Raw genomic sequence first — 21,680 nt, forward strand, 5'->3', positions numbered from 1 at the left:
CTACACCCACAACGTCAGGTTGTGCGCGCGACGGCGTCGCATCAGGAGCGCGCGCAAGCTGGCACTCGCGGCGTCAAGCCGGTCCGGTGAGGTTGCCGTTTCCCGCTCGCGCAGCCGTGCGCGCCAGAGTCCGTATCGATGCTCGAAGTCGCGCATGGAGACGTAATCCATCCAGTGAAACTCCGGCAGCAGATGCGCGGGCAGATTGCGGCATACCGTCTCCTGCGCCAACTGGCGGAAGTCGGGATCGCTAAAGCGCGACGTCCACGCGGGGAAGACTACGCTGACCCGTGCGTTGAAAAACGACTCGGCCTCACGCGCCTGCGCGTCGGCGTCTGCCGTCGTTCCGTCTTGCGTCGCACCGGCACGCCTTGGCCGCAACAGCACATGCTCGACCAGATAGAAGCCCTCGGATGCCTGGTTCAGCGTGCAGAGAAATTCGCGCAGAATTTCGACATAGCGTCCGGCATAAGTCACCGCGTCGTCGCCATGAAATCGCGCGAGCGGCACTTCGCCGGGTGAGTCGCTGCCAAGGCGCGCGTCGTGCGTGCGGAAATGGACGTGCACCGCGTCGTCGTGTTGTCGGAGAATGAAGTTCTCCAGACGCACGCCATGCACGAGCAGGCCACCGGGCAACGTGTCGCCGGGCTGAGCGTGTGCCCCGGCCGGACGCTCCTCAGGCTCGCCCTGAGACTTAAGCACAATCAGACGCGCCGCCGCGAATTCGTAACTTTCCTTCGTCGCCGTGTGATCTCCCTGCAACCGCAAATGCCAACGCTTCAGCGCATCGCTCAGCGGTGCACCGGGTGGCTCGGCAGGCAAGCCCAGCAGGATCGAGATCTTCGCGTGCACGCCCGCCACGTTGGGCCGTCCGTCCACCCGCACGTCCACCGCCGTGATATCGAACGCCGACGCCCGGTCGCGAGAGAGCGTCGCAATGTGACGTAGAAAATCCAGCTTGTTGTCGATCAGCCAGCGCGCGCCGTGCACGTCCTGATAATCGTCGAATCGTCGCAGGGACTTCTGTGAGTACGTCTCGCCGTACATGGCCAGCAGCACGTCGAGCAACCGGCTGCGACGGTCCTCCGCGCGGTCCTTGCGCGAGACGATCCCGGCCAATTGACTGCGGATGGCGTCCGGTGCATCCGTATAGAACGCTTCGATGTCCGGCAACGCCTCGTTGTCGATACGCTGCGAAAAATAGGTCTCGTACAGCGTGTCGACCGAGAACATGCGGCCGACCGATTGCAGATTCTCCAGATAGTTCGCCATCAGTTGCTCGGCCAGATAGAGATAAGCCTTCAACTGGTGCGCACTGACACGGTTCTCCAGCGGTGCCGTGGGCGGCACGCCGAAGCGATTGATGCCGTAGATTGCCGGAAACTGATGCTGAATCGAGAAGTATTCGCGCAATTCGCGCGACGCGCCCGTCGGTGCAGGCACCACAGTCGCCAGCGACTGCTTCGTATTTCGCAGCGTATCGAACTCGAAGCGTGCTTTGGCGAGCGCCACGCGAGCGTCGTCGAGTACGACCCGCGACTTCTCCTCACGTCGATGATCGCTGGCCGACGTCGCCGCATGCGCGCCACTCCCGAGCGCCCCGCTGGCGAAATGCAGTCGCAGGAAGTTGCTCTGCGCGTCGCCGGGAAACCGCAGGCGCAATACCGTACCGGACGCACCCGTCAAACTGTCGCCGCTCACGGGCGTTCCATCGGCGGTACACAGCGCCAGACGTTGCACGTGCGCCACGCCGTCCACCGCTTGCACCAGTCCGACGAGGCGCGCCACCGCAACCGGTGCGCCTTGCGCCTGCGCACCCGTGCTGGCGACGTATCCGTGCACCGTCCGGGGCCCGGCGAACAACGTGTCGAGCGTCAATCCGGCCTCGAACGCTTTCACGTACCGCTCGATGCGAAATCCCGAATGCACGGCACGCGCACATTGGAAGAAAACATCCGCAAAGATGGACGCCGGGTCGCGCTCGCTGTGAATCTGAATATCGCCACTCAGATACACCGGCTGAACCGGCACGACGGTTACGTCCGACAGGTCTTCACCCAGATTCCGGTGCGCGTGAAAGACTTCCCGCACCCGCAGACACACGTCGGCTTCGATCTGGGAAAGCGACGCCTCGTCGGCACTGTCGTGCAATGCATCGTTCAGTTTGATGGCGATGCGACACAACCCGTGCGCGGGCTGGCCGGTGCTCGTCGGGCGTTCGTCCCGCGTCAGCCAGACGTCTTCCAGCTCCGGGATCGTGTCGTAAAGCACCTTGCGATAGTCCTCGAACGTCAGGACTTCGCTCGGGAAAATCTCGTCCGCCGGATGCAACGCGTGATGCCGGTAATCGATCTGTCCGTCGGCATCGGTCAGATAGTCCTCGGGTGGAAAGTCCGAGCGGTAACCGAGTTCGGTGATCGCGTAGCACAGCTGTTCGAGGATCGTGACGCCGGGGTCGTGCAGGTTGTAATCGGTCCAGCGATCGCCGCACAGCGCCTGCAAAGTCGCGATCCCGGCGCGACGCAGCGCATCGAAATCGAGCCCCTGAGGATCGGGCGCAAAGCGGGCAATGGACTCGGGGGCGTTCATTGCACCCTCGCCCCGGGCATACGGCCAGAACTATCTATCGCCGCGTTGCCGAACGCATGCCTCGCCGCATGCAGTTGTGCCTTCAGGTCGTCGATCAGCCCGTGCACGCGGTGATACGGCAGATGCCCCAGCGCTTCGACGATCAGTGCGAAAGCCGACGCGTCGAGCGCACAGACGACCGGCGCGCCCGCCGCGACGGCGTTGGCCTGGCGGTTCAACGCGCCGATCAGCTCGAAGACCCGTTTGAACGGCAACTCGCCCAGCGCGGCCATCAGCAGCTGCGCGTCGTCGGTGCCGATGACGATGTCCACCGTCGCGGGCGTGGCGCGCTCGTTCTCGTGGGTCATTGCGCCCCCTTGGGTTCCGGGTCGGTAGCACTGCCCGTCATGTCGGGATCGAACCACAGCGTGGTGAGGTAATACGTCACCCATGTCTTGGGCGCACCGGCGGCATCCCGCGTCGAGTCGTACGGACAGCCGACGCGCATTTGCAGCACATAGCTATGCTTCGCGCCGTCGGGGGCATCGACCCATTGCAGTTGAAGACGATTGCATTTGCTGCCGAAATGGGACTGACGGTAGTCGATGTCCCCTTTGCCGTTGTACGCCATCACCGCGTACGCATGCATCAGCGCGAACTTGCCGCTGCCGCGCTTGCCGACACCGGCGGTGATCTCGAACGCCTGACATCCCGTGAGCGGGTCCGTGATGTCGTGCCACTTGCCATCGGCCTGCACGCTGCGCGCGCCCGGACGGCCGCGACGTCCGTCGGCAACCACGCGCCCGGCCACGTCCAGTTCGAACGTGGGTATGGTCGCAGGCGCTCCCTGCGCGCCCTGCCCCTGAGGCGGCCCCGATACCGCGTCGCGCGCAGGCTTCTTGCCCAACTGTCGCAAGGTGAGCGCGTTGGGGTTGTCGGGGTTGCCGAAAGCCAGTCCGCCCGCCTCGCTGTCAAGCTGGATCGTCCAGATGGGGCTCTTCAGGTCGATGTTCTGATAGAAGCTCAGCAACTTGCCCTGATTGAGCTGGGAGACCTTCAGACCATCGACCGGGGTCTTGTCGAACCCCTCGTCCACGATGTTGAGCATGGAGTCGATCAGTTCGGAGAATGCCGTGGCCGACGGCATCTCGCCGTTGCCGAACTTACGCCGCAAAGTGTCCCGGTTACGCCGGGCGATCGGTTTTCCGTTCATGGTCGTCATCCGAAATGATGAAGGTGGTGCCGATTTCCAACTGACTGAGCGTGGTCGGCACGCCCGCGTAATCCTTGTCGTCGTCCACCGCTTCGATGGCGTGATTCGCTACCGGGATCGCAATGCTCCACGGATACAGCGGAACGATGTCCGTCTGCGGGGCCGTGGCAGCGCCCGAGCGCCGGGCGGTGTCGAACAGCGTGAAGGTCTGCATGTCGGTGCCCGCTGCTGCGGTCGCGTAGGGGTCCGTGACAACCGTCGCGATGCGCAGCATCGAAAAGCCCGAGACGTACTGCACATACGGCAACGAGCCGATATACGCCTCGAGATCGTGTTGCCGGATACACCATCCGAAGTGCGTTCGGTAGCCCACATCGTCCTGCCACGGCGTGAGATAGCGCGAGATCGCCGCGTTGAGCAGCGCGAGGTAGTGACCGTTGCCCGCGCGATCGGTGAAGCGCACCTTGCAGCGCACCTGAATGCGTTCGTAGACCGGGTTCTCGACGGAAACACTCGCCCAGGGCGACGACAACGCATTCGCAAACTCGGCGATCTGCTGGACGACGTTGCCGTCGAGCATGGGCATCTGCTCACCGTCTTTCGTGGCAGGCCAGTACGGTAGCGGCACTACGAGCGCCTGCCCTGGGCGAACACAATCGACCGGACCGTGCCGGGTCGACAGGTTCGCGAAGCACTTCACTTTGTAGACTTCGGCAAACGCCTCGAGAATCATCGATTCGAAGTCGGCGGGCGTGACCGCGCGCTGCTTGTGGCGCAACCGTTCGCTCACACGCGTACGCATCTGTTCTCGCGTCTCCTGTGCCCGGCCGCCGCACGATGGCAGCGGTTGCACGACGGACACGATGCCCGGGAGCGGACGTCGACTGCGCGCAATGGTGCCTGCTGGCAGGACCATCGGCACTTCCGGCGGCACGTCTGCCCCGCGACGGACCTGCACGGCTTGCGCATGCACCGCGTACAAACTGCAATATTTCTCCATATCGCGGTTGGCGCTCACGCGCAGCCAGTACAGCCCGTCGGGCATGACGGTGTTGCGATGGCCGATATCGTCCGGCACCCGCAACGTCACAATTCCCGAAGTCATGAGCTTGTGCGTGCCGTCCGTGAGGACGTCGCGAAGCGCGAGCGGCTTCCAAACGTTGTTGCCGAGATAGCTCCAGCGCAAGCCTGCCGGTCGTCCGTCACCGCTGGCGTCGTCCGCGGCTCCCGTCACCGGCCGGGAGTCTTCGCGAAGCTGGAACAGCAAGGTCAATGTGTCGCCGAGGTCGTTCGCATCGATGCCGATGTACAGGTTGCCCGCATCTTCGAAGCGTGGGAGTAGCTCGGGGGCTGGATAGCTCGTCATGTCGAGCGATTCCCAGCCGGACGGGAACAGATGCAGGAAGCGCCCGTCTTCGTCTCGATTCGCAATCCGCTCGACGCTGATCGCCCCCGTCGCGCTGTAATCGAACGAGATGGTGTTGACGATGGGCGTGTATGGGGCACGCGGCATCGGGCGCTGTTTGCGCCACATACGCTTGCGTGAGTTGGCGAGCATCGTCGACGACAGCACCTGCGGGTACGCCTCATGCCCGAAAGCGAATGCGGGCGCGGCAAATGTGAACTTGAAGAATCCATTCTTCGCCCCCGGCCCCCACGTGAGCGGATGCGCGGCGCTAACACCCTCGTCCGGCTCGAAGAGATGCGCGAGCGAACCCGCCTCCCACACGATGACGTTGTCGATGCGCTCGCCCTTGCCGGGCGTGACCCGCGTGTGAAAGAGCGGCACGACGGGACGCGGCGCGTCCCCAGCGGGCAACCATCCACCCTTGGCGAGCACCTCGACCGACGCCACATAATCTTCGTTCGTGAGACGCACGTCGTAGCCGTCGTACCACGTGCCGAAGCCGCCGGTCACACGCGGCAGGTCTGCCCACTCGATGCGAAGACCGAACCGTGTGATGCGCTTGGCCGCCATTTCCGTACTGCCCGCCACCAGATAGCTACCCAGTCGCGGCAGCGGCCCGAACGGTGCAAACGGTGTTGCCGCGCTGAGCTGACCGATGTTGTTATAAAGCACCAGATCGCGACAGCCATGCGCGTCGACATCGATTTGCGCGCCGGTCACGGGCAGATTGCGCAGCAGGCCATACGGGAACAGATACGCGCCGGGATTGATGACGCAGCGCACGAGCGGCGTGTCGACGTCGAAATTCTCACCGTGCAGCGTGGGCGAATAGCGCACCACCGACGGCGCCTCCGGAGCGAGCGCGAAGCTGAGCGTCAGTTCGTTGCCGAACAGTCCGGGCACGTAACCGGCAATATCGATCCAACCCTTCTCGCCCGTCAGTGAGACGGAGAACAAGCTGCGTAGAATTTTCAGGTAGAGGTCCTGACGACGCAGATGGGTTTCATCCGACGATTGCCTCCCGTCCAGCGCCTCGCTGCCGTCAACGGATATGGCAGTGCTTTCTACCGGCGTATTGAATACGGCGTCGGCGATGTGCCCCAGTTGCGTGACCAGCCGTTCGTCGGCAAACGTAATCGTCAGCCGGATGACGCGCTCGCCCTCCTTGAGCAACAGCACCTTGCTGGCCAGCGCAAAGCCGACCCGCGCGGCACTATGCGGGCTGATACCCGCGCCGGGCTTCGGCGCGCCAAGCACCGGCCAGGCTTGCGGATGCTCCACGCCGGGTGCCCCGCATGGCACGTCTTCGAACCACGCCGCCGTGGGCCACTTGCGCCCCGTCGCACCGTTGTCCGGATCCTCCGGTAGCAGGTTCTCCGGCATGCTGTAGCCGTTGTGGTCGAGATACAGCGTCTGCACGCGCGTCACACGTGCACCGCTCACACGCAGTTCGTCTTCCGATTCGTAGACGATGTCGTGACCGTGTGCGTCGACCCCGGCGGGGAATGCCGTCCCTGCGGGGACCACAACATCCCTGGCATCGGGATTGCGACGCAATACCAACCACGTCCGATCGGGTACCACGCCACGCGGCGCACTGCCGAGCATACGTTCGTAGTAGAAATCGATGAACTTCTGCGTGTACCCGTTGAGCTTGTTCTGAAGCTTTTCGAACTGTTTGACGAACGCGATCAGCAAGCCGATGGCCGGATCGTGATTGCCGCTTTGGAGCGACGCAGGCAGGCGGGCCAGCGCCTCTTTGCGCACCATCTCAATGGCCTTCATGTACGCATGAAAATCCGCGCGCACGTCGGCCTTGCCCGGCACGGCGTCAGGTTCAGGCGTAGCCGTGTTGGTCACAGGCGCATGCGGCGAGCGCTCCGCCTCGGTCCAGACGGCGTCGAGCGGCTCGCGCAGCGACATCGATTCGATCACGCGCGGCACGCCGGAAGCCCGCCGACTCAGTTGCATGATGACGGCCCGCAGCACCGTGCGCAGTGCCAGTCCGTTGTCCGTCTGCGCTTGCGAGAGCGCCACATACCAGCCGTTGAGCGTGACGACAAGTTCCGGGACCGGGGATGCGCCGATCATCGCGCGAACGCCTGCGCCGTGGCCGCGCACGCCGTCATATTCCGGGGTGTCCCGCCACCATTGCGCGAACCGCTCCGTCTCGCGCGACAAATCGAACGCCAGAATGCGACTCATGACGACGGTTTCGTCGGCGCGAAAGAATGGCGACCAGTCGCCCTCAGGCTTGTCGTCGGCGTTGTGAAAGCGCACCAGCGCCGCGAACTCGACAACGACATCGAGCAGCTCGTGAAACGTCATCTCGTCGAGATGGAAATACCCATCCTGCAACGCGGGCAGCGCCCGCATCGCCTGACTGGTGCCATCTCGAATGATGAGGTTGTGCATCGGTTCGTGTTGTCGTTGCGCTGATCGTGACGATTCTTGTTATCGGGACACCGGGCCGGGTTACCGTTGCGGCTCGATCTGCACCGTCGGCACGTTGGTGCCTTCGAGGAAATAGAACGGGTAGACCATGTTGCTGCGGGTGTTCGTGCCGCGCACCGTGTAATCGATCAGCACGTCGACGCGCCCTTCCATCGCGTTCGACGCGTCGATCTCGATACGCTCCACCGTGACGCGGGGCTCGAAGAACAGAATCGCCCGATCGATGGCGTCGCGCATCTCGGTCATCACGCTCTCGCTGATTTCCTCGAAGACGTACGCCTTGATCCCGCAACCGAACGTGGGCTGCATGATGCGCTCGCCCGGCACCGTGGAGAGGATGATGCCGAGGCTTTCGCGAATATCGGCCTCGGCTTCGACCATCTGCGTGCGGCCGCTGCCCGCGCTGTCGCCGAAGCGCGGCGGAAACGCCCAGCCAGTGCCGAGAAAGGATTTATCTGTGCTCAAACGCGCCTCCCGCGCTCAGCCGCCGATCATCACGGTCGGACATCCCATCACGATCGCGCCGCCGTGCGCGCACGTGTCTCCCACGCGTGCCGCCGGCTTCCCCCCGATCATCACCGTCGTCGAGCCCATCACGATGCTGTCCGGCGGACCGACGCAGACGCAGTTGTCCGTCACCACGGCGGCAGGCAGCTTGCCGACCAGCACCGTGGGCACGCACGGACCGATGATCGGACCGCCGACGTGCGGGATCGGCGCAGGCACGGCGGGTGTCTGCATCGGGCAGGTGTGCATGTCGGTCAATCTGGCGGCCATCGGCATGTCGTTATCTCCTTTGTCTTTTTCCGACGCGTGGCGTGCGCGTCAGTTGATCATCACCAGCGCGCCCTTGACCGTCGTCTGGCCGCTGGCCGAAAGCTCGGCCGTGGCCGATCCCTTGGCCGTGAAGCCGACGTTCGCGGTACTGGTGATGTTGAGCGCCTGACTCTTGAGGTCGGCCTGCGCGGTCTGCTCGATATTCCCCACCGCGCTGATGCTCACCTTGCCCTTCGCGTTGATGACGATGTCCTTGGGGCTGTCGAGCGTGATGCCGTCCGGCGTCATCTGGATCTTGTTGTCGTTCTGATCGGTCAGGCAGATCGACTTGGCATCGTCGCTCATCTCGATCGTGTTCTTCTGCGGCGTGATGAGCGTGATGACCTTCTTGTCGTCGTCGAAGATGACCTTGAGCAGCCCCTTCGTCCAGAGTGCTTTGGTGAAGTTCTCGGCGGTCAGCTCGTAAGGCATCTTGTGCTGGCTGCTGTAGACGCTGCCCAGCACCACGGGATAGGACGGGTCTCCGTTGAGATATCCCAGAATGACCTCGTCGCCGATCTCGGGGATGAAGAATGCTCCAACGCCTGACGAACCGTAGAAGCTCGCGAGCCGTGCCCAGACACCGACCGTCTCCGCCTGCAACACCTGCACCGCGACCTGAATCCGGTATTGACTCTCGGGGTCGGCATCGAGCTTCGTGACGACGCCGATCTGCAAGCCGCCGACACCCGGCACAAGGCCCGACGCCATGACATCCCCCGCGCCCCGGCGCTCGGAGAAGCGTTCGGGCGACATGCCGAAATCCACCTCGGAGATCCAGTTGCCGTCGGCAATGCGATGCTGCACGGCGCTCACGAACACGCTGCCGCTGAAGCGTTTGCCCACGCCCTCAACTTCGATCATCGTGCCCGGCTTAGCCAATGCGCTGCCCTGAAACGACATATGTCCGCGAATGCGAGCCAGTGCCGCGCGCATTTGCGTGGCGTCGCTCCAGGACTTGAGATCGTCGGACGGCACCGGCACCGTCGATTGCAGACGGAACGTGGCTGGCCCTGCGACGCTCGCCAGTGTCGATGCGCTCAGATTGCCCTGCTCGTAGAGCGACGCGGACCCCGCCGTTTGCTGCACCATCGCCTGCGTGGACGGATCCCACGCAGCAGCCACGACGCTCTGCAACTGCGTGCGCGCATCGATGTCGGCCGAGAACGACATGAGATCCATGCCGTAGGTCACTTTCAACACGGCGGCTGCACTGGTTTGCGGCGCTTTCACCGTGATCTTGCCGTCGTCGTCGGCAATGACCAGCGCACCGTTCGCCTCTGCGCGCAGCAGCATGAAGTCCCAGTCCGTGCTGTAGAACTGGACGATTTCCTTGTGCTGGGTGGTGGTCGCGGCGACATCGGACGTCGCACCCGCCTTGCCGATCAACTGGCCGATGATGTCGCTGTCCTTCATGTCGATGTAGTTGGCGTTGCAACTGCCAATCGTCATCTTCACGGCCTTGTGACGGCATTCCAGCACCAGCCGTGCTTCGTTACCGCCTGTAATGCGAATGCTGTGGCGGATCAGCACGCCGTCGAAAATCTGTGTGGCATTCGATCCATAGCCCGCGCTGATCACGATGGCCGCGCCGGGCGCGAACGTGTCCATGTCGCTGACCGGAAAGTCGTTGTCGGGCATATCGCCGTCGAGGATCTCGATGCGCGCCTGACATATGCGCCCGACGGCGCGCTCGATATCTACCGAAATCACGCGGATCGTGTCGGCAAGGGGCGAGCCGTTGCTGGTGATCGTCAGCTTGAGCACGCCGCTGGAATTGAGTGCGGGAGAATCGGCCATAGCGTCAGACAAGCGGCGGGAAGCGCAGCATCATGCCCGGCTCCAGCTTGCGGAAACCGGTCAGATTGTTGATGCGCGCGACTTCGCGGTAATACGAGGGATCGTTATAGATGCGGTTGCACAGCAGCGGCAGCGTGTCGCCCGCCGTGACTTCGACGAGGTGACTCAGGTCCGGCGAGCTGAGATTTGCACGCAGCGAACTCTCGGTCGCGCTCACCCAGCCGACAATGCCCAGCGACACACGGGCACGCAGCGGCTCGCCGGTGGGTTTGAACATCGTGTAGTCGAGCCCGATGGACTCGACACGGCCAAAGAAGATGAACGTGCCCCACAACAGACGCACGTAATTCGGCTCGTGCTTCTTGCCGTCGTACTTGTAGATCACCGCCAGCATGGCGTCGATCATGTCCTTGACGCTGCGCGAGTCGGTGCCATCCACCACGCCGGTTCCGTCGAGCACGAGATTGTCGATGCTGATGGTTTCGGGCCGCACGGCGCTAAAGCGCGGCGTAGCGCTCGGCTGCCCGAGCGTCTGCTTCTTGTTGTACTCGATGCTCAGCTTGCGCTTATAGCCGACCGGGTTGATCAGCGCTTCGAACGGCGTGCGGCTGTTGTCAACGGCAATCTGGCCGCTCGACACCGTGCACGGCGCAATGCTGAACTTGCGACGGGTAAGACTGGTCGCCACGGCTTAACGCTCCTTCGCCCGTTCGAGCAGGTCGAGCACCAACGAACGGCATTCGGCGAGCAAATCGGCTCGCGCCTGTTCGTCGAAGCTGCGCGACACGCCCGGCTCGTCGATCGGCGTCGTCAGTGCACCGACGGTGTCGGAGGCACGCTGCACGACCGTAGATTTGATGCTCAGATGACCGATTTCGATTGGCATCGGCGAATCCCCTTGTGCGCTTTGCTTGTCTTCACGCCATGCGGTTCGAGTAGGTGTAGCTCAGTACGATCTTCTCGATGGCCACTTCGTTTTTCGTCGAACCGAAACTCTCGATTTCCCACTTCACCGGAAAAGCGTTCGCAAACGTCCAGATGCGAATCGGCAGATGCAATTCGTCGAGCAACTGCACCATCAGCGACTGTGGCCGGATCGGCACGGTGAACTCGCCCTCGAACACCGAACGGCACCACATCACCAAGGGCGAAGTCATTGAAGCGATGCCCCGCTTGAGCTCCAGATGCGGATGCTTGACGCCCTTCGGCAGCGTATGCACAAAGCGGTTCTCCCCGCCCTCGGGCACTGCTTCCGTATCGAGTTCCGTCGCGATACCCGACACATCGCGAAACGAAGCATCCATTGCACCGGCGGTGGACGCGAACATCACGCGGAAATGAAAGGCTGACGGTGGATAGGGATCGAACGGCGATGACGGCATAGCGCACAAGCGTGGTAATCGGAACAGCAGGGAATCGAACGCATCCCCCGGACATGCACGACGGCGGCCGACGCTGGTGGCCCGCGAGGCGGGCACACCAGTGCGGCATGCACACGTCAGCTATTGGCGATGGTCAGCCCTTCGTGCACGATCTCGATGGTCTCGATGGCGACTTCGTTGCCTTCGGACTTCAGATCGGTGCCCGTGATCTTGGTCGGCCACGCGTTGGCGAGCGTCCAGACCATCGTCGGCTTGCCCGCTTCGTCGAGCAGGCTGATCGTCACCGGCACCCGCTTGATCGTGTTCATCTTGATCTGGTTGAACCAGTCCCAGAACTTGTTATCGGACTTGAACACGCCCTTCTTCATGGTCACGTTGCCGTACTTCTTCATGCCCGGCATCTTGATCACGGAGAACTCGGGGCTATCGCCATGACGGTATTTGATTTCTTCGGACTGCACGTCCAGGCCGCTCACTTCCTGGAACGACATGACCTGCGAGTCCCACTTGACCTGAAAGTAAAACTTGGGAAGGGGCCAAACCGTGGTGGATTGTTTCGAACCATCGTCTGCCATCACACACCTCGTCTATTGATTGCATGCGGAAAATGCCGGACCGTGCCCACGTTTCGCGCTTCGCGTCGACATCTGTCGATCTCCTCAGCGCGCAGCGGCTATCGTCCGGCCTAGCGGATCGCGCCCGAGCGCGCTCAGGACTTCTGCATCTGTTGCTGGAACGTCAGCTCGATGAATTCGGCCGGACGGCTCACCGCCACCAGCACCGTCACCTTGAGCATGCCTTCGAGAATGTCCTCGCCGGTCATCGTCTCGCCCAGCCCCACGAAGACCTGGAAGGCATCGTCCGGGCTCGCACCCGCCAGACCGCCGCGCTTCCACACGCTGGTGAGGAAGTTGCGCACCATGCTCTTGATCGTCACCCACGTATTGGCCGTGTTCGGCTCGAACACATAGGCCTTGCACGCGAGGCGCAGCGACTCTTCGATCATGATCATCGTGCGGCGCACGCTCAGGTAGCGCCAGTCGAGACTGTTACCGTCGAGCGTACGTGCGCCCCACACCATCACGCCTTCGCCGATGAAACTGCGAATGGCGTTGACGGACTTGCCCGTGGTCGGCACGTTCAGGTCTTCCTGATCGGCATTCGAGATGTTCACGCACGGCGACACTACGCCGTTCAGGCTGATATTGGCCGGGGCCTTCCACACGCCGCGCGTGTTGTCGACCAGCGTGTAAAGACCCGCCATGCCAGCGGCGGGCGGCATCAGGTTGATCTTTTTCTGAAGCGACTGGAGCACCTGCACATAGACAGCGCTGATGACGCTCAACGTCTTGTGCAGATCGGCGATGGCAGCCTTCGTCATGACCGGAGGCTTGGCTGCGGCCGTGGCGTCCGCCTTGGCGGGGACGGCTGCGGCTGCGTCACCCTCGGCGGCCGGTGCGGCTGCTGGCGTGGCGGCGGCATCGGCTGCACCTGCCGGTGCGGCATCCGTCTTCGCTGCGTCGCCGCCCGTGAGCTTCGCCAGGACAGCCTTGACCTGTGCGGCCTTCGCTTGTGCGGCCGGTGACACGGGTGCCGGAGGATTGAGCACCGAATCGAGTTCGGCGGTGATCAGCGTCTGGAGCTGGCTCAGGTTGGCGAGCTTCGTGAAGTCGAGATCCTTCTCCGTCACGATCGACGTGTTGACCCACGGGTAGTACCCCGCGCCGAAGTCGAGGAAGGAGGAACCGACGTCGTCGCGGAAGTCGGTGATGCAATCGCCGCCAGGCGTCTGACGGTCCCACGCGCCACCGAACACGTCGAGAATCGCAAACCGATTACGCATGGTGTAACCGCAGTGCATGAGCATTTCCTTCTGCACCGAGGCACAGTCCTGACGCGACAGACGCACCGCGTCGGGCACGAGCACCATTGTCGGTTCCTGCTCCTTCACGAGCGACTGAATGCCCTTGATCAGGTCGTCTGAGCTGACGCTGCCGCCATCGTACGTGCCGACCGACACGATATAGCACGGGCCGCCGCCGTTCTGGAAGAAGAACAGCATGCTGTAGTACAGCAAGTACTCGATGCCTTGCGGCGTGAACTTGAACGGCTTGCGTGCGCCCTGTGCACCGATGAAGAGGTCGGTAACGACGGGACGTGCGGGCGGCGTGGCGGCAGCGTCGCCCCCGGCGGCATCACCGGCCGCAGCATCGGTCGCTGGCTTGGTCGGTGCCGTCGCTGCGGCCACCGCGTCGAGCGAGTAAGTCGTCGGCGGCGGGCCACCGAAGTACATCAGGAATTCGGCCATCGAGCTGATACGCCACGGCGTACCGGCCAGCGGCGTGCCCTTGTTATCGGCGAACTGCGTGTAGCCGATGAAGGCAGGCACGGCCGTGGCGACTTCGACCACGGAATTGGGAAACGCGTTTTGCTCGACTACGTATACGCCTGGTGTTTTGTATTGCGCCATGTGTTCACCTCGGTCATCGATGTCAATTGATGTAGATCTCGGATACCAGTACTGCCCGGCTTTGCGCCGCTAGTTCAGCGTCCTGCGGTTTGTGCACCTTCGGCGTCTTCTGCGTCAGGCTGCCGATGTCGGCATTGGGCAGTCTCCGGATCAACACGCGTTCACCCGACCGGCCCCGTTCCCGCAACTGAAATCGCTGCGGGTATTGCTGCTGCATTGCAATCGCTTGCTCACTCTCGAAGATCACGGCGTGACGTCCACCCGGCCGCGCCTCGCGGCCTGCCGTGACAAAGCTCACCTTCTCGTCCAGATCGACGATATTGAGCGCGTCCGCGCTATCCGCGGCTTCTGCTCCATCCGCGCACACGTAGTAATAACGCCAGCAACTCTCACGCGCGCCAAAATTCGCCACGTAGTCGACGCCGCCCGGTTCGCCGCCCGTCACCTGATCGGCGAGATCGATCTGCACCACCAGCACAGGCGGATTCACACGATCGGCGCGTTCGAGATACGGCGAGAGCGATGGCGTATCGACGGGAACGACATCGCTAGCATCGACGTAGGGTTGCGCATGCAGCCGACGTGACGACGGCAGTCCATCGACGGGCACACTCACTTCGCTGGTGACGAAGCACACTGACGGGCCAAGCTGCGCGGCCGGGCGTGTCGGTGACGTGTAAAGGGAAAATGCGGTGTCCTGCGCGTACCACTTGAAGGTCGCCATTGCATCACCGCGTCGGAGGCCGTGGAGCAGAACGTCGCGACGCTCAGTGGCGCAGAAAACCGCCACACCCTGACGATGCGCACGCACGAGCAGGTCGCGGCGGCGCACCCACTCGGCAGTGTCCGGCGTGGCTTCATGGCGAAGCCACAGATGCGGCACCGTCCAGTAGGCGTGGGTAACGTCGATGGAAAACAGGCGCGTATAGCCCGGCACCACCGGCGTGGAAGCAGACGTGGGCATCCCCTTAGGTCCGCTCAGTGACTGATCGCCGGAACCGGCGCACGCACGGTCGGCACAGTGCCGGTAATGTCGCCGGTATCCGGTGCCATCAGGCGAACCTTGTACAACACAGACGGCAAATACTTGCCGCCGAGCATCGTCCAGAGGTTGCTGAGTTCGCGGATATCCAGATTCTCGATCTCGAGCATCAGCCGGTCGATACGCGGATCGAGCGACGGCGACGAGCGATGATCGAACACGGGATTGCGTTGGAAGAAGGCGATGGCCGCCGAGATCAGCTTAAGCGAATCCTCGTAATGGCCGCCGGTGAAATTGGCCGCCACCATCACGTAGAGATTGAGATACAACGGGGCCACGCCGAGCGACAGGCTCGATGCGCCTGCATCACCCGGAATGCCCTTGCGCACAGGACCGGAGTCGCGCTCAATGTGCGTGAGCATCACGACCAGACGGTTGCTGGTGTTGGCGACAGCTTGACCGTTGACGTCGACCAGACCGGACATCGTCACGATGTCGCCGTCGAGCGTATACGTTTGTTTTAAGTGTTCGTTGAGCCGCCCCGCAAGGTGCCCCACAGCAGCGTTAATCATGGTCCCCGATACCCTTTCGCAATGCGGTTGCAAAATCTGATTCGGTACAACACTTTCAACTACCGGAACTTGCGTGTCGCAAAATTTCTTACATCGTGTCGTATGGCGAAACACGACGATCTGGATTCCTGAGCGTTCTTGCGCCGCCCGGAATGTTGGCTTTTGATTTTTTGCTGCGGAACTGTAGCACAAGCGCGTGGCGAATAGCGCGCTCGTGAAAATTCGTAATGAATTGCGCAGTCTTCCAATGGAAACAGTCCACCGGTAATCGGACCGGCGGGCTGTGCATTTCGAGCGAGTAGAGATGCCCTGGCGCTCGTCCCGAATACTTGTCCTGACGCAGCGCAAAGCGTTCCGCTTCGCTCAGACGCGCCCCAAAGGCCGGGTAGACCTTCTCGCCCTGCCCCGCGATCCGGACCGGGCGTTCGCATCTCGAAGATCGACGGTTGCGACAAAGAATTTCTTTCGCACTGGCACAGATAAACTGATTTGCGACGTCGGCCGGAACACGTCAGACTTCTCCGCTTCGCCATGCCTCAAGAGGACGCCAACGATGTTCGGCCTGATCACCAACCGCAACGTGCTGCGGTTGTCCTTCGCGCAAGCCCTTGCCGGTGCCAACTCGACGGTCGTCTACGCGACGGCAGCGATCATCGGCCACATGCTCTCGCCCGATCCGACGCTGGCGACGCTACCGATCTCTGTCTTTGTCCTGGGCATGGCCATCTCCACACTGCCCGTCGGATCCATCACCAAGCGCTACGGACGCGTCGCTGCGTTCATCGCGGGCAATGCCTGCGGCGTGGCGATGGGTCTTCTGGCGGCCGTCGCGCTCATCTTCCATTCGTTCGCGCTCTTCACTTTCGCCATGATTTTCGGCGGCGCGTATGCGGCCGTCGTGCTGACGTTCCGGTTCGCGGCGGCAGAGTGCGTGTCCGCTGAAGAACGGCCCAGAGCGCTATCGACTGTGCTGGCGGGCGGTGTGGCCGCAGGTGTGCTCGGCCCGCAACTCGTGACCGGCACGATGAACGCGTGGCCACCGCACGCTTACGCCGTGACGTATCTGAGCGCCGCTGTCGTCGCCCTGCTGTCTGCCATCGTGCTGGCCGGCGGCAAGTTCGACATGCCGCGCAAGCCCGCTCAGCCGGGGGCATCGCAAACCGCGCAGGAAGGCCGTCCCGTTGCTGTCTTCCTGCGCGACCCGAGATTGCTCGTCGCCATGCTCTGCGGTGTCGTCACGTACATGCTGATGAATTTCATGATGACGTCCGCACCGCTGGCGATGGAGCTGTGCGGCATTGCGCGCGAGCATGCAAACTTCGGCATCGAACTGCACGTGATTGCGATGTACGCCCCCAGCTTCTTCACCGGACGCCTGATCACACGCTTCGGCGCGCATCGCATCGTGCTGCTGGGGCTGGTGCTGACCGCGTGTGCGGCGTTCGCCGGTATGGCCGGGCTCACGGTCGGCCACTTCTGGGTCGCACTCGTGCTGCTCGGACTGGGCTGGAACTTCGGTTTCCTCGGTGCCTCAGCGATGGTGCTGACGTGTCACTCCCCTGAGGAAGGTCCGCGCGTGCAGTCGGTCAACGACTTCGTCGTCTTCGGCGCAATGGTCATCGGTTCGTTCGCCTCGGGCAGTCTGCTAACGTCATTGGGCTGGACGGCCGTGGCCGGTCTCATGCTGCCGCCGCTGGCCATTGGTGTGATCGGCGTCGTGTGGCTTCAATGGAGCCGCTCGCGAAAGCATCAGGCTGTCTGACCATGCGCGTGAACGCCGATTTCTCGCAACGAGCCGTTGTCACGCCCACGCAGTACGTATGGGTACCGTCACCGCAAGCTGGGGTCGAGCGCGTGATGCTCGACCGCATCGGCACAGAAAAGGCGCGTGCGACGAGTATCGTTCGTTACGACGCGGCGTCCGACTTTCCCGCGCATAGCCATCCGGGCGGCGAAGAGATTCTCGTCCTGTCCGGCACGTTCTCCGCCGACGGACACGACTATCCGGCCGGATGGTATCTGCGTAATCCACCTGGCTCTTCACATCGTCCGTCGAGCCGGGACGGTGCGACGATTTTCGTCAAGCTCATGCAGATGCCTGCTTCACAAGACACCGTAGTGCGCATCGACACGAGCGACGCGGCCAACTGGCGTACGCTCCCCGGACAGGATGTCTGTCCACTGTTCAGCGATGAACAGGAGCGCGTTGTGTTGATCCGTCTCGCGGCAAATGCGCCGTTGCGCTCGCCGCGTCTCATCACTCAGCCACGCATCGTCGAACTGCTCGTTCTCGATGGGACGTTGCTGGTCAATGGCGATGCTCACGCGGCAGGAAGCTGGATACGCTTGCCTGCGGACGATATCGCCTCGTTGGCCGCTGGCAACACCGGCGTGACGGTCTACTACAAGGCCTATGCGTCCCCGAGACCGCTGCCCCCGGCATCGGCTACATCACCCGCGTACGCCTGACTTCAGATAGATAGATCACGATCAGTGACACCCACACGATGCCGTACATGAGCATGAAGCAGCTCGACCGGATCTTGAGGATGTCGAGCAGTGCGCCGAACATGATCGGCAGCAGGAAACCGCCGAGTCCGCCGGCAAGCCCCACGATACCGGTCACCACGCCAAGATTTTCCGGAAATTCGTCCGAGACGTACTTGAATGTCGACGCCATGCCGAACGCGAACACCGCACCGAGGATGAACGCAAGCAGTACGAACGCCACCACCGACACGCTAATGTGGAACGTCTGCGGCCCCTCGATCGTGTAGATGACGAAATCCGTCTTCGGGTAGGACAGCAGGAACAGACAAATCCACGCCACCCACAGGCACCACCACGTCACCGCATGCGCGCCGAACTTATCGGAAAGCACGCCGCCGACGGCGCGCAGCACCGACCCCGGCAGCGAAAAGCCCGCAGCCACCGCCGCAGCCATCACCACCGTCATGCCGTACTCCGCCTTGAGGTACTGCGGAATCCACAACGAGAGCGCCGTGAAGCCCCCGAACGTGATCGAGTAGTACTGGCACAGCCGCCAGACGCGCACGTTGCCCAGCACCTTGAAGGATTGCAGGATCGAGCCGCCCTTCTTTCCCGCGCCCGGGTCTGGTGCCGAGGCAACCCAGAAGATCACCGCCGTGACGAGCAGCGCAATCGCATAAATGCGCGGCACTTCCCGCCATCCGTACGCGGCTTGAAGACTCGGCGTAATGAACAGATTGACAGCAGCGCCCGCTGTCCCCGCGCCAAAAAAACCCATCGCAAAACCCCGCTTCTCGGGCGGGAAGAATCGCGCTACGTACGGCGTCCCGACAGCAAACGACGCCCCGACGCACCCCAGAAACAACCCGATCAGCAAGAACTGCCAAAGCTGTGTGGCGTAGCTCACGATGTACACCGGAATCGCGCAGGCGACGAGCAGCACGGTCATCACGATGCGGCCGCCGAAGCGGTCCGTCCAGATCCCGAGCGGCAAGCGCATCACCGCACCGGTCAGCACCGGCGTTGCTGTGAGCAGACCGAATTCGGTGCTGTTCAGCCCCAGGTCCTCGCGCAACTGGATGCCTAACACGCCGAACATCATCCATACAACGAAGCACACGAGAAACGCGAGCGTACTGGCAAACAGCACCGAATACGCCTTGCCACCCGGTGCAGGCGTGCCGTCGGCAGATGACTTCGATACGGTAACGAGTGCGTTTTCCATGCCCTCTCCCTCATTGAACGAGCGGACCATCGGCGGGTGCGAAGCTCACGCCCTCCAATTCCGCCTGAGCGGCAAGCAGCAGCACGTACTGACGCGTTGCGCGCAAGCGAACCTGCTCGGTGAGCATCGTGGCCACGTCGTCCTTCACCGCGTCGAACGGAATCAACGTACCGGGAACGCGGTGATCGATGCGAACGAGATGGAAGCCGAAGCGAGTCTTGATAAGCCGAGGCAATACCCCCGTCTCCTGCGAGCCGAAGATGCCTTGCGCGAACTCCGGCACACAACTGTCACGATCCAATTGACCGAGACTGCCGCCGACCTGTGCCGACGGGCAATTCGAACGCTCCCGCGCCAGGCTCTCGAACTGGTCCGGCGCTTGCAGAATGGCGTTCAGCGTCTCTTCGGCCTTGGCGCGCACGAGCGCGAGCGGCGCGCGCCCTGTCACACCGAACAGGATGTGGCTCGCGTGCACAAGTTCTCCGCTGGTGAAACGCTCGCGATGCTGTTCGTAATAGCGACGGGACTCTTCGGGCGTCGCGACCGGTGTCACGACCTCTTTGGCGAAGACCGCGTCGGCCATCGTGTCGGGCCGGTCGGTGTCGATCGGCACCCCAAGCTCGACGGCACGCTGACGCACCAATTCGCGAATGGCCAGCGCGTAACGGGCCGTTTGCGCCACGTCCGCTGCGGGCGCTTCGCCCGGCCCCGGGGCGTCGGCCAGTTCGGCCACTGCAGCATCGATATCGCTCGCCGATATTTCGATACCGTTCACGCGCAGCGGCGCGTGCGCATCCGTCAACAGATTTTCCATGTCGATGACCTTCAGAAGATTGCCGAACGGCACTCACTCAGCGCTTGCGCACCAGTTGATACGGACGGATCAGATACACAATGGAGGCCAAACCGCTCCAGATGTGAACCATTCGGGTGAACGGTGATACGAGGAAGATCGTGAATCCAAGCGCGATATGCACGCGGTACGTCAGTGGCACGCCTTCGAGCAATGCGGCCACGCCCGGCTGGAACGTCACCACACCCTTCACGTAGTCGGTCAACTGCTCGAACATGGCACCGTCCATATGGCGCATCGATAACAACACGGTGCCGAGGCCGAGCGCCAGCTGGAACCAGAGCATGAAGACGATGACGATATCCCACGTGCGGCTCGTAGCGCGTACACGCGGTGTGCCGATCCGGCGGATGATGAGGACCGTGAGGCCGATAATCGCCACCACGCCGGCCACGCCGCCCCCCACCATCGCGAGCATCTGGTGCTGCGAGGCCGACAGAAACGGCGCGACAAGCCAGTGCGGCGCCAGGAAGCCGACGAAGTGCCCGGCCACGACCACCAGAATGCCCCAGTGGAACATGTTGCTGCCCAGACGCAACATGCCATGCTTGAGCAACTGCGACGAATCGCTCTTCCACGAGTACTGCTCTCGGTCGAAGCGAATCAGACTACCGACGAGCAACACGGTGAGGCAAATGTACGGATAAATGCCGAACAGGAACTGATGAATGAAAGCGTCCATGGTCAAACTCCTTGCTGTTCGCATTCAGCGCCCGGGACGGCGCGCGTAAAACTGAATCGGTTCGCCGACGGTATTGCCCTGCCCACCGGGATGGCCCGCGCCCATGAAGCGCACGGGGGCGTCCTGATAGCTCGCGTCGATAGCCTCGAAGTCCTGCGCTTGCGGTACGACCGACGCGTCGTCGACATGCTCGGGTGGGGCTTGCGGGTCGCGCAGTGCTGTCGACGCGCCGCCCAACCACAGCAATACGCGCGTCAGTCCTGCGTAAGGCGAGCCGCGTTTGGCCAGTCCCGCGTCAATGGTTTGCACAAGGTGCTCGATATCCTGAAGACGGGCCATGCCGTCCGACTCGGGCAAGACCGACACGTACTCCAGGAACGCTGGCAGATAGTCCGGCAACTCACCGGGCGCGAGATAAATGCCACTGCGCTCATAGGTCTGCATGAGATCGACCATGGCCTGCCCGCGATCGCGGGATTCGCCATAGACATGCTCGAACAAATAGAGCGACGTTTCACGCCCCCGGTCGAATTGCGCAACGTAATTCTCTTGCAACGTCAGCAGCTCCCGCGTCTGCCAATAGTCAAAGAAGGACATCAGCTCGCGACGGGCAACACCGCTAAGACGCGGCGTATTCAACAACGCTTGCCGGATGTCGGTCATTGCATCGGTGACGTCTTCGCCCGGGTAATGCAACAGTGCGCCGAGCAGACGGCACGGCAGGCTAAGGGGGCTGACGTGATTTTGAGCATGGGGCACGGCCAT

20 protein-coding genes are annotated in these 21,680 nt (G+C 62.7%); 2 read left to right on the plus strand and 18 right to left on the minus strand.

Annotation, left to right across the window (positions count from 1 at the left end; genetic code table 11):
- The 14 genes from NTU39_RS14035 to NTU39_RS14100 form a co-directional block, all read right to left on the minus strand.
- A complete protein-coding gene (locus tag NTU39_RS14035; RefSeq protein WP_257957877.1) occupies positions 1-2,589 on the minus strand; it encodes a baseplate wedge protein in 2,589 nt (862 codons plus the stop codon).
- Positions 2,586-2,936, minus strand: coding sequence for a hypothetical protein (locus NTU39_RS14040; protein ID WP_150662685.1), 351 nt, complete (start codon positions 2,934-2,936; stop codon positions 2,586-2,588). The genes NTU39_RS14035 and NTU39_RS14040 overlap by 4 nt, the downstream gene beginning before the upstream one ends.
- Positions 2,933-3,781 carry a hypothetical protein gene (locus NTU39_RS14045; RefSeq protein ID WP_257957878.1) on the minus strand — a complete coding sequence of 283 codons (849 nt, stop codon included), beginning with the start codon at positions 3,779-3,781 and terminating at the stop codon, positions 2,933-2,935. The genes NTU39_RS14040 and NTU39_RS14045 overlap by 4 nt, the downstream gene beginning before the upstream one ends.
- Entirely contained in the window at positions 3,753-7,604 is a 3,852-nt protein-coding gene (locus NTU39_RS14050) for a baseplate J/gp47 family protein (protein ID WP_257957879.1), read from the minus strand. The genes NTU39_RS14045 and NTU39_RS14050 overlap by 29 nt, the downstream gene beginning before the upstream one ends.
- Before the next feature lie 60 nt (positions 7,605-7,664).
- A complete protein-coding gene (locus NTU39_RS14055; RefSeq protein WP_150662688.1) occupies positions 7,665-8,108 on the minus strand; it encodes a GPW/gp25 family protein in 444 nt (147 codons plus the stop codon).
- A 15-nt stretch (positions 8,109-8,123) separates the two neighbouring features.
- The gene (locus NTU39_RS14060) at positions 8,124-8,420 is read right to left on the minus strand and encodes a PAAR domain-containing protein (RefSeq protein WP_246184387.1); all 297 of its coding nucleotides are present in this window, start codon (positions 8,418-8,420) and stop codon (positions 8,124-8,126) included.
- A gap of 48 nt (positions 8,421-8,468) precedes the next feature.
- Positions 8,469-10,259: a type VI secretion system tip protein VgrG gene (gene vgrG, locus NTU39_RS14065; protein ID WP_150662689.1), complete on the minus strand. Its 1,791-nt coding sequence runs from the start codon at positions 10,257-10,259 to the stop codon at positions 8,469-8,471.
- A gap of 4 nt (positions 10,260-10,263) precedes the next feature.
- Positions 10,264-10,947, minus strand: coding sequence for a CIS tube protein (locus NTU39_RS14070; RefSeq protein ID WP_150574167.1), 684 nt, complete (start codon positions 10,945-10,947; stop codon positions 10,264-10,266).
- Positions 10,948-10,950: 3 nt separating this feature from the next.
- Entirely contained in the window at positions 10,951-11,145 is a 195-nt protein-coding gene (locus NTU39_RS14075) for a DUF5908 family protein (RefSeq protein ID WP_150662690.1), read from the minus strand.
- A gap of 31 nt (positions 11,146-11,176) precedes the next feature.
- Positions 11,177-11,641, minus strand: a complete 465-nt coding sequence (locus NTU39_RS14080; protein WP_150662691.1) for a phage tail protein — start codon at positions 11,639-11,641, stop codon at positions 11,177-11,179.
- A 116-nt stretch (positions 11,642-11,757) separates the two neighbouring features.
- Positions 11,758-12,216 (minus strand): phage tail protein, encoded by a 459-nt coding sequence (locus tag NTU39_RS14085; RefSeq protein ID WP_039398341.1) that lies wholly within the window; start codon positions 12,214-12,216, stop codon positions 11,758-11,760.
- Positions 12,217-12,350: 134 nt separating this feature from the next.
- Entirely contained in the window at positions 12,351-14,111 is a 1,761-nt protein-coding gene (locus NTU39_RS14090; protein ID WP_150662692.1) for a phage tail sheath family protein, read from the minus strand.
- Positions 14,112-14,133: 22 nt separating this feature from the next.
- Positions 14,134-15,075, minus strand: coding sequence for a hypothetical protein (locus NTU39_RS14095; RefSeq protein ID WP_257957880.1), 942 nt, complete (start codon positions 15,073-15,075; stop codon positions 14,134-14,136).
- A 14-nt stretch (positions 15,076-15,089) separates the two neighbouring features.
- Positions 15,090-15,665, minus strand: coding sequence for a Pvc16 family protein (locus tag NTU39_RS14100; RefSeq protein WP_257957881.1), 576 nt, complete (start codon positions 15,663-15,665; stop codon positions 15,090-15,092).
- Between the two features lie 553 nt (positions 15,666-16,218).
- On the opposite strand from NTU39_RS14100, the gene NTU39_RS14105 reads away from it, so the two are divergent.
- Together NTU39_RS14105 and NTU39_RS14110 are read left to right on the plus strand one after the other, a co-directional pair.
- Positions 16,219-17,427, plus strand: a complete 1,209-nt coding sequence (locus NTU39_RS14105) for an MFS transporter (protein WP_150662695.1) — start codon at positions 16,219-16,221, stop codon at positions 17,425-17,427.
- 2 nt (positions 17,428-17,429) lie between these two features.
- Positions 17,430-18,134 carry a cupin domain-containing protein gene (locus tag NTU39_RS14110; protein WP_257957883.1) on the plus strand — a complete coding sequence of 235 codons (705 nt, stop codon included), beginning with the start codon at positions 17,430-17,432 and terminating at the stop codon, positions 18,132-18,134.
- On the opposite strand, the gene NTU39_RS14115 is transcribed toward NTU39_RS14110, so the two are convergent.
- From NTU39_RS14115 to narJ, 4 genes are read right to left on the minus strand one after another with little or no spacing between them, the layout of a single operon-like run.
- Positions 18,112-19,380 (minus strand): MFS transporter, encoded by a 1,269-nt coding sequence (locus NTU39_RS14115; protein ID WP_150662697.1) that lies wholly within the window; start codon positions 19,378-19,380, stop codon positions 18,112-18,114. The two genes, NTU39_RS14110 and NTU39_RS14115, sit on opposite strands and share 23 nt — an antisense overlap.
- A 10-nt stretch (positions 19,381-19,390) precedes the next feature.
- Positions 19,391-20,194: a peptidylprolyl isomerase gene (locus NTU39_RS14120; RefSeq protein WP_150662698.1), complete on the minus strand. Its 804-nt coding sequence runs from the start codon at positions 20,192-20,194 to the stop codon at positions 19,391-19,393.
- A gap of 37 nt (positions 20,195-20,231) precedes the next feature.
- Complete coding sequence (gene narI, locus NTU39_RS14125; protein ID WP_257957884.1) at positions 20,232-20,915, minus strand: respiratory nitrate reductase subunit gamma; 684 nt, start codon at positions 20,913-20,915, stop codon at positions 20,232-20,234.
- A gap of 24 nt (positions 20,916-20,939) precedes the next feature.
- A complete protein-coding gene (gene narJ / locus NTU39_RS14130) occupies positions 20,940-21,680 on the minus strand; it encodes a nitrate reductase molybdenum cofactor assembly chaperone (protein ID WP_257957885.1) in 741 nt (246 codons plus the stop codon).

Origin of the sequence: Pandoraea commovens, assembly GCF_024704525.1 — a bacterium.
In the GTDB taxonomy this organism is placed as follows: Bacteria; Pseudomonadota; Gammaproteobacteria; order Burkholderiales; family Burkholderiaceae; genus Pandoraea; species Pandoraea commovens.

What these genes read in the sequence shown, in the direction of transcription:
- NTU39_RS14035 (WP_257957877.1), bottom strand. Translation starts at nt 2,589, where the DNA reads ATGAACGCCCCCGAGTCCATTGCCCGCTTTGCGCCCGATCCTCAGGGG.
- NTU39_RS14040 (WP_150662685.1), bottom strand. Translation starts at nt 2,936, where the DNA reads ATGACCCACGAGAACGAGCGCGCCACGCCCGCGACGGTGGACATCGTC.
- NTU39_RS14045 (WP_257957878.1), bottom strand. Translation starts at nt 3,781, where the DNA reads ATGAACGGAAAACCGATCGCCCGGCGTAACCGGGACACTTTGCGGCGT.
- NTU39_RS14050 (WP_257957879.1), bottom strand. Translation starts at nt 7,604, where the DNA reads ATGCACAACCTCATCATTCGAGATGGCACCAGTCAGGCGATGCGGGCG.
- NTU39_RS14060 (WP_246184387.1), bottom strand. Translation starts at nt 8,420, where the DNA reads ATGGCCGCCAGATTGACCGACATGCACACCTGCCCGATGCAGACACCC.
- vgrG (WP_150662689.1), bottom strand. Translation starts at nt 10,259, where the DNA reads ATGGCCGATTCTCCCGCACTCAATTCCAGCGGCGTGCTCAAGCTGACG.
- NTU39_RS14075 (WP_150662690.1), bottom strand. Translation starts at nt 11,145, where the DNA reads ATGCCAATCGAAATCGGTCATCTGAGCATCAAATCTACGGTCGTGCAG.
- NTU39_RS14080 (WP_150662691.1), bottom strand. Translation starts at nt 11,641, where the DNA reads ATGCCGTCATCGCCGTTCGATCCCTATCCACCGTCAGCCTTTCATTTC.
- NTU39_RS14085 (WP_039398341.1), bottom strand. Translation starts at nt 12,216, where the DNA reads ATGGCAGACGATGGTTCGAAACAATCCACCACGGTTTGGCCCCTTCCC.
- NTU39_RS14090 (WP_150662692.1), bottom strand. Translation starts at nt 14,111, where the DNA reads ATGGCGCAATACAAAACACCAGGCGTATACGTAGTCGAGCAAAACGCG.
- NTU39_RS14095 (WP_257957880.1), bottom strand. Translation starts at nt 15,075, where the DNA reads ATGCCCACGTCTGCTTCCACGCCGGTGGTGCCGGGCTATACGCGCCTG.
- NTU39_RS14100 (WP_257957881.1), bottom strand. Translation starts at nt 15,665, where the DNA reads ATGATTAACGCTGCTGTGGGGCACCTTGCGGGGCGGCTCAACGAACAC.
- NTU39_RS14105 (WP_150662695.1), top strand. Translation starts at nt 16,219, where the DNA reads ATGTTCGGCCTGATCACCAACCGCAACGTGCTGCGGTTGTCCTTCGCG.
- NTU39_RS14110 (WP_257957883.1), top strand. Translation starts at nt 17,430, where the DNA reads ATGCGCGTGAACGCCGATTTCTCGCAACGAGCCGTTGTCACGCCCACG.
- NTU39_RS14115 (WP_150662697.1), bottom strand. Translation starts at nt 19,380, where the DNA reads ATGGAAAACGCACTCGTTACCGTATCGAAGTCATCTGCCGACGGCACG.
- NTU39_RS14120 (WP_150662698.1), bottom strand. Translation starts at nt 20,194, where the DNA reads ATGGAAAATCTGTTGACGGATGCGCACGCGCCGCTGCGCGTGAACGGT.
- narI (WP_257957884.1), bottom strand. Translation starts at nt 20,915, where the DNA reads ATGGACGCTTTCATTCATCAGTTCCTGTTCGGCATTTATCCGTACATT.
- narJ (WP_257957885.1), bottom strand. Translation starts at nt 21,680, where the DNA reads ATGGCCGTGCCCCATGCTCAAAATCACGTCAGCCCCCTTAGCCTGCCG.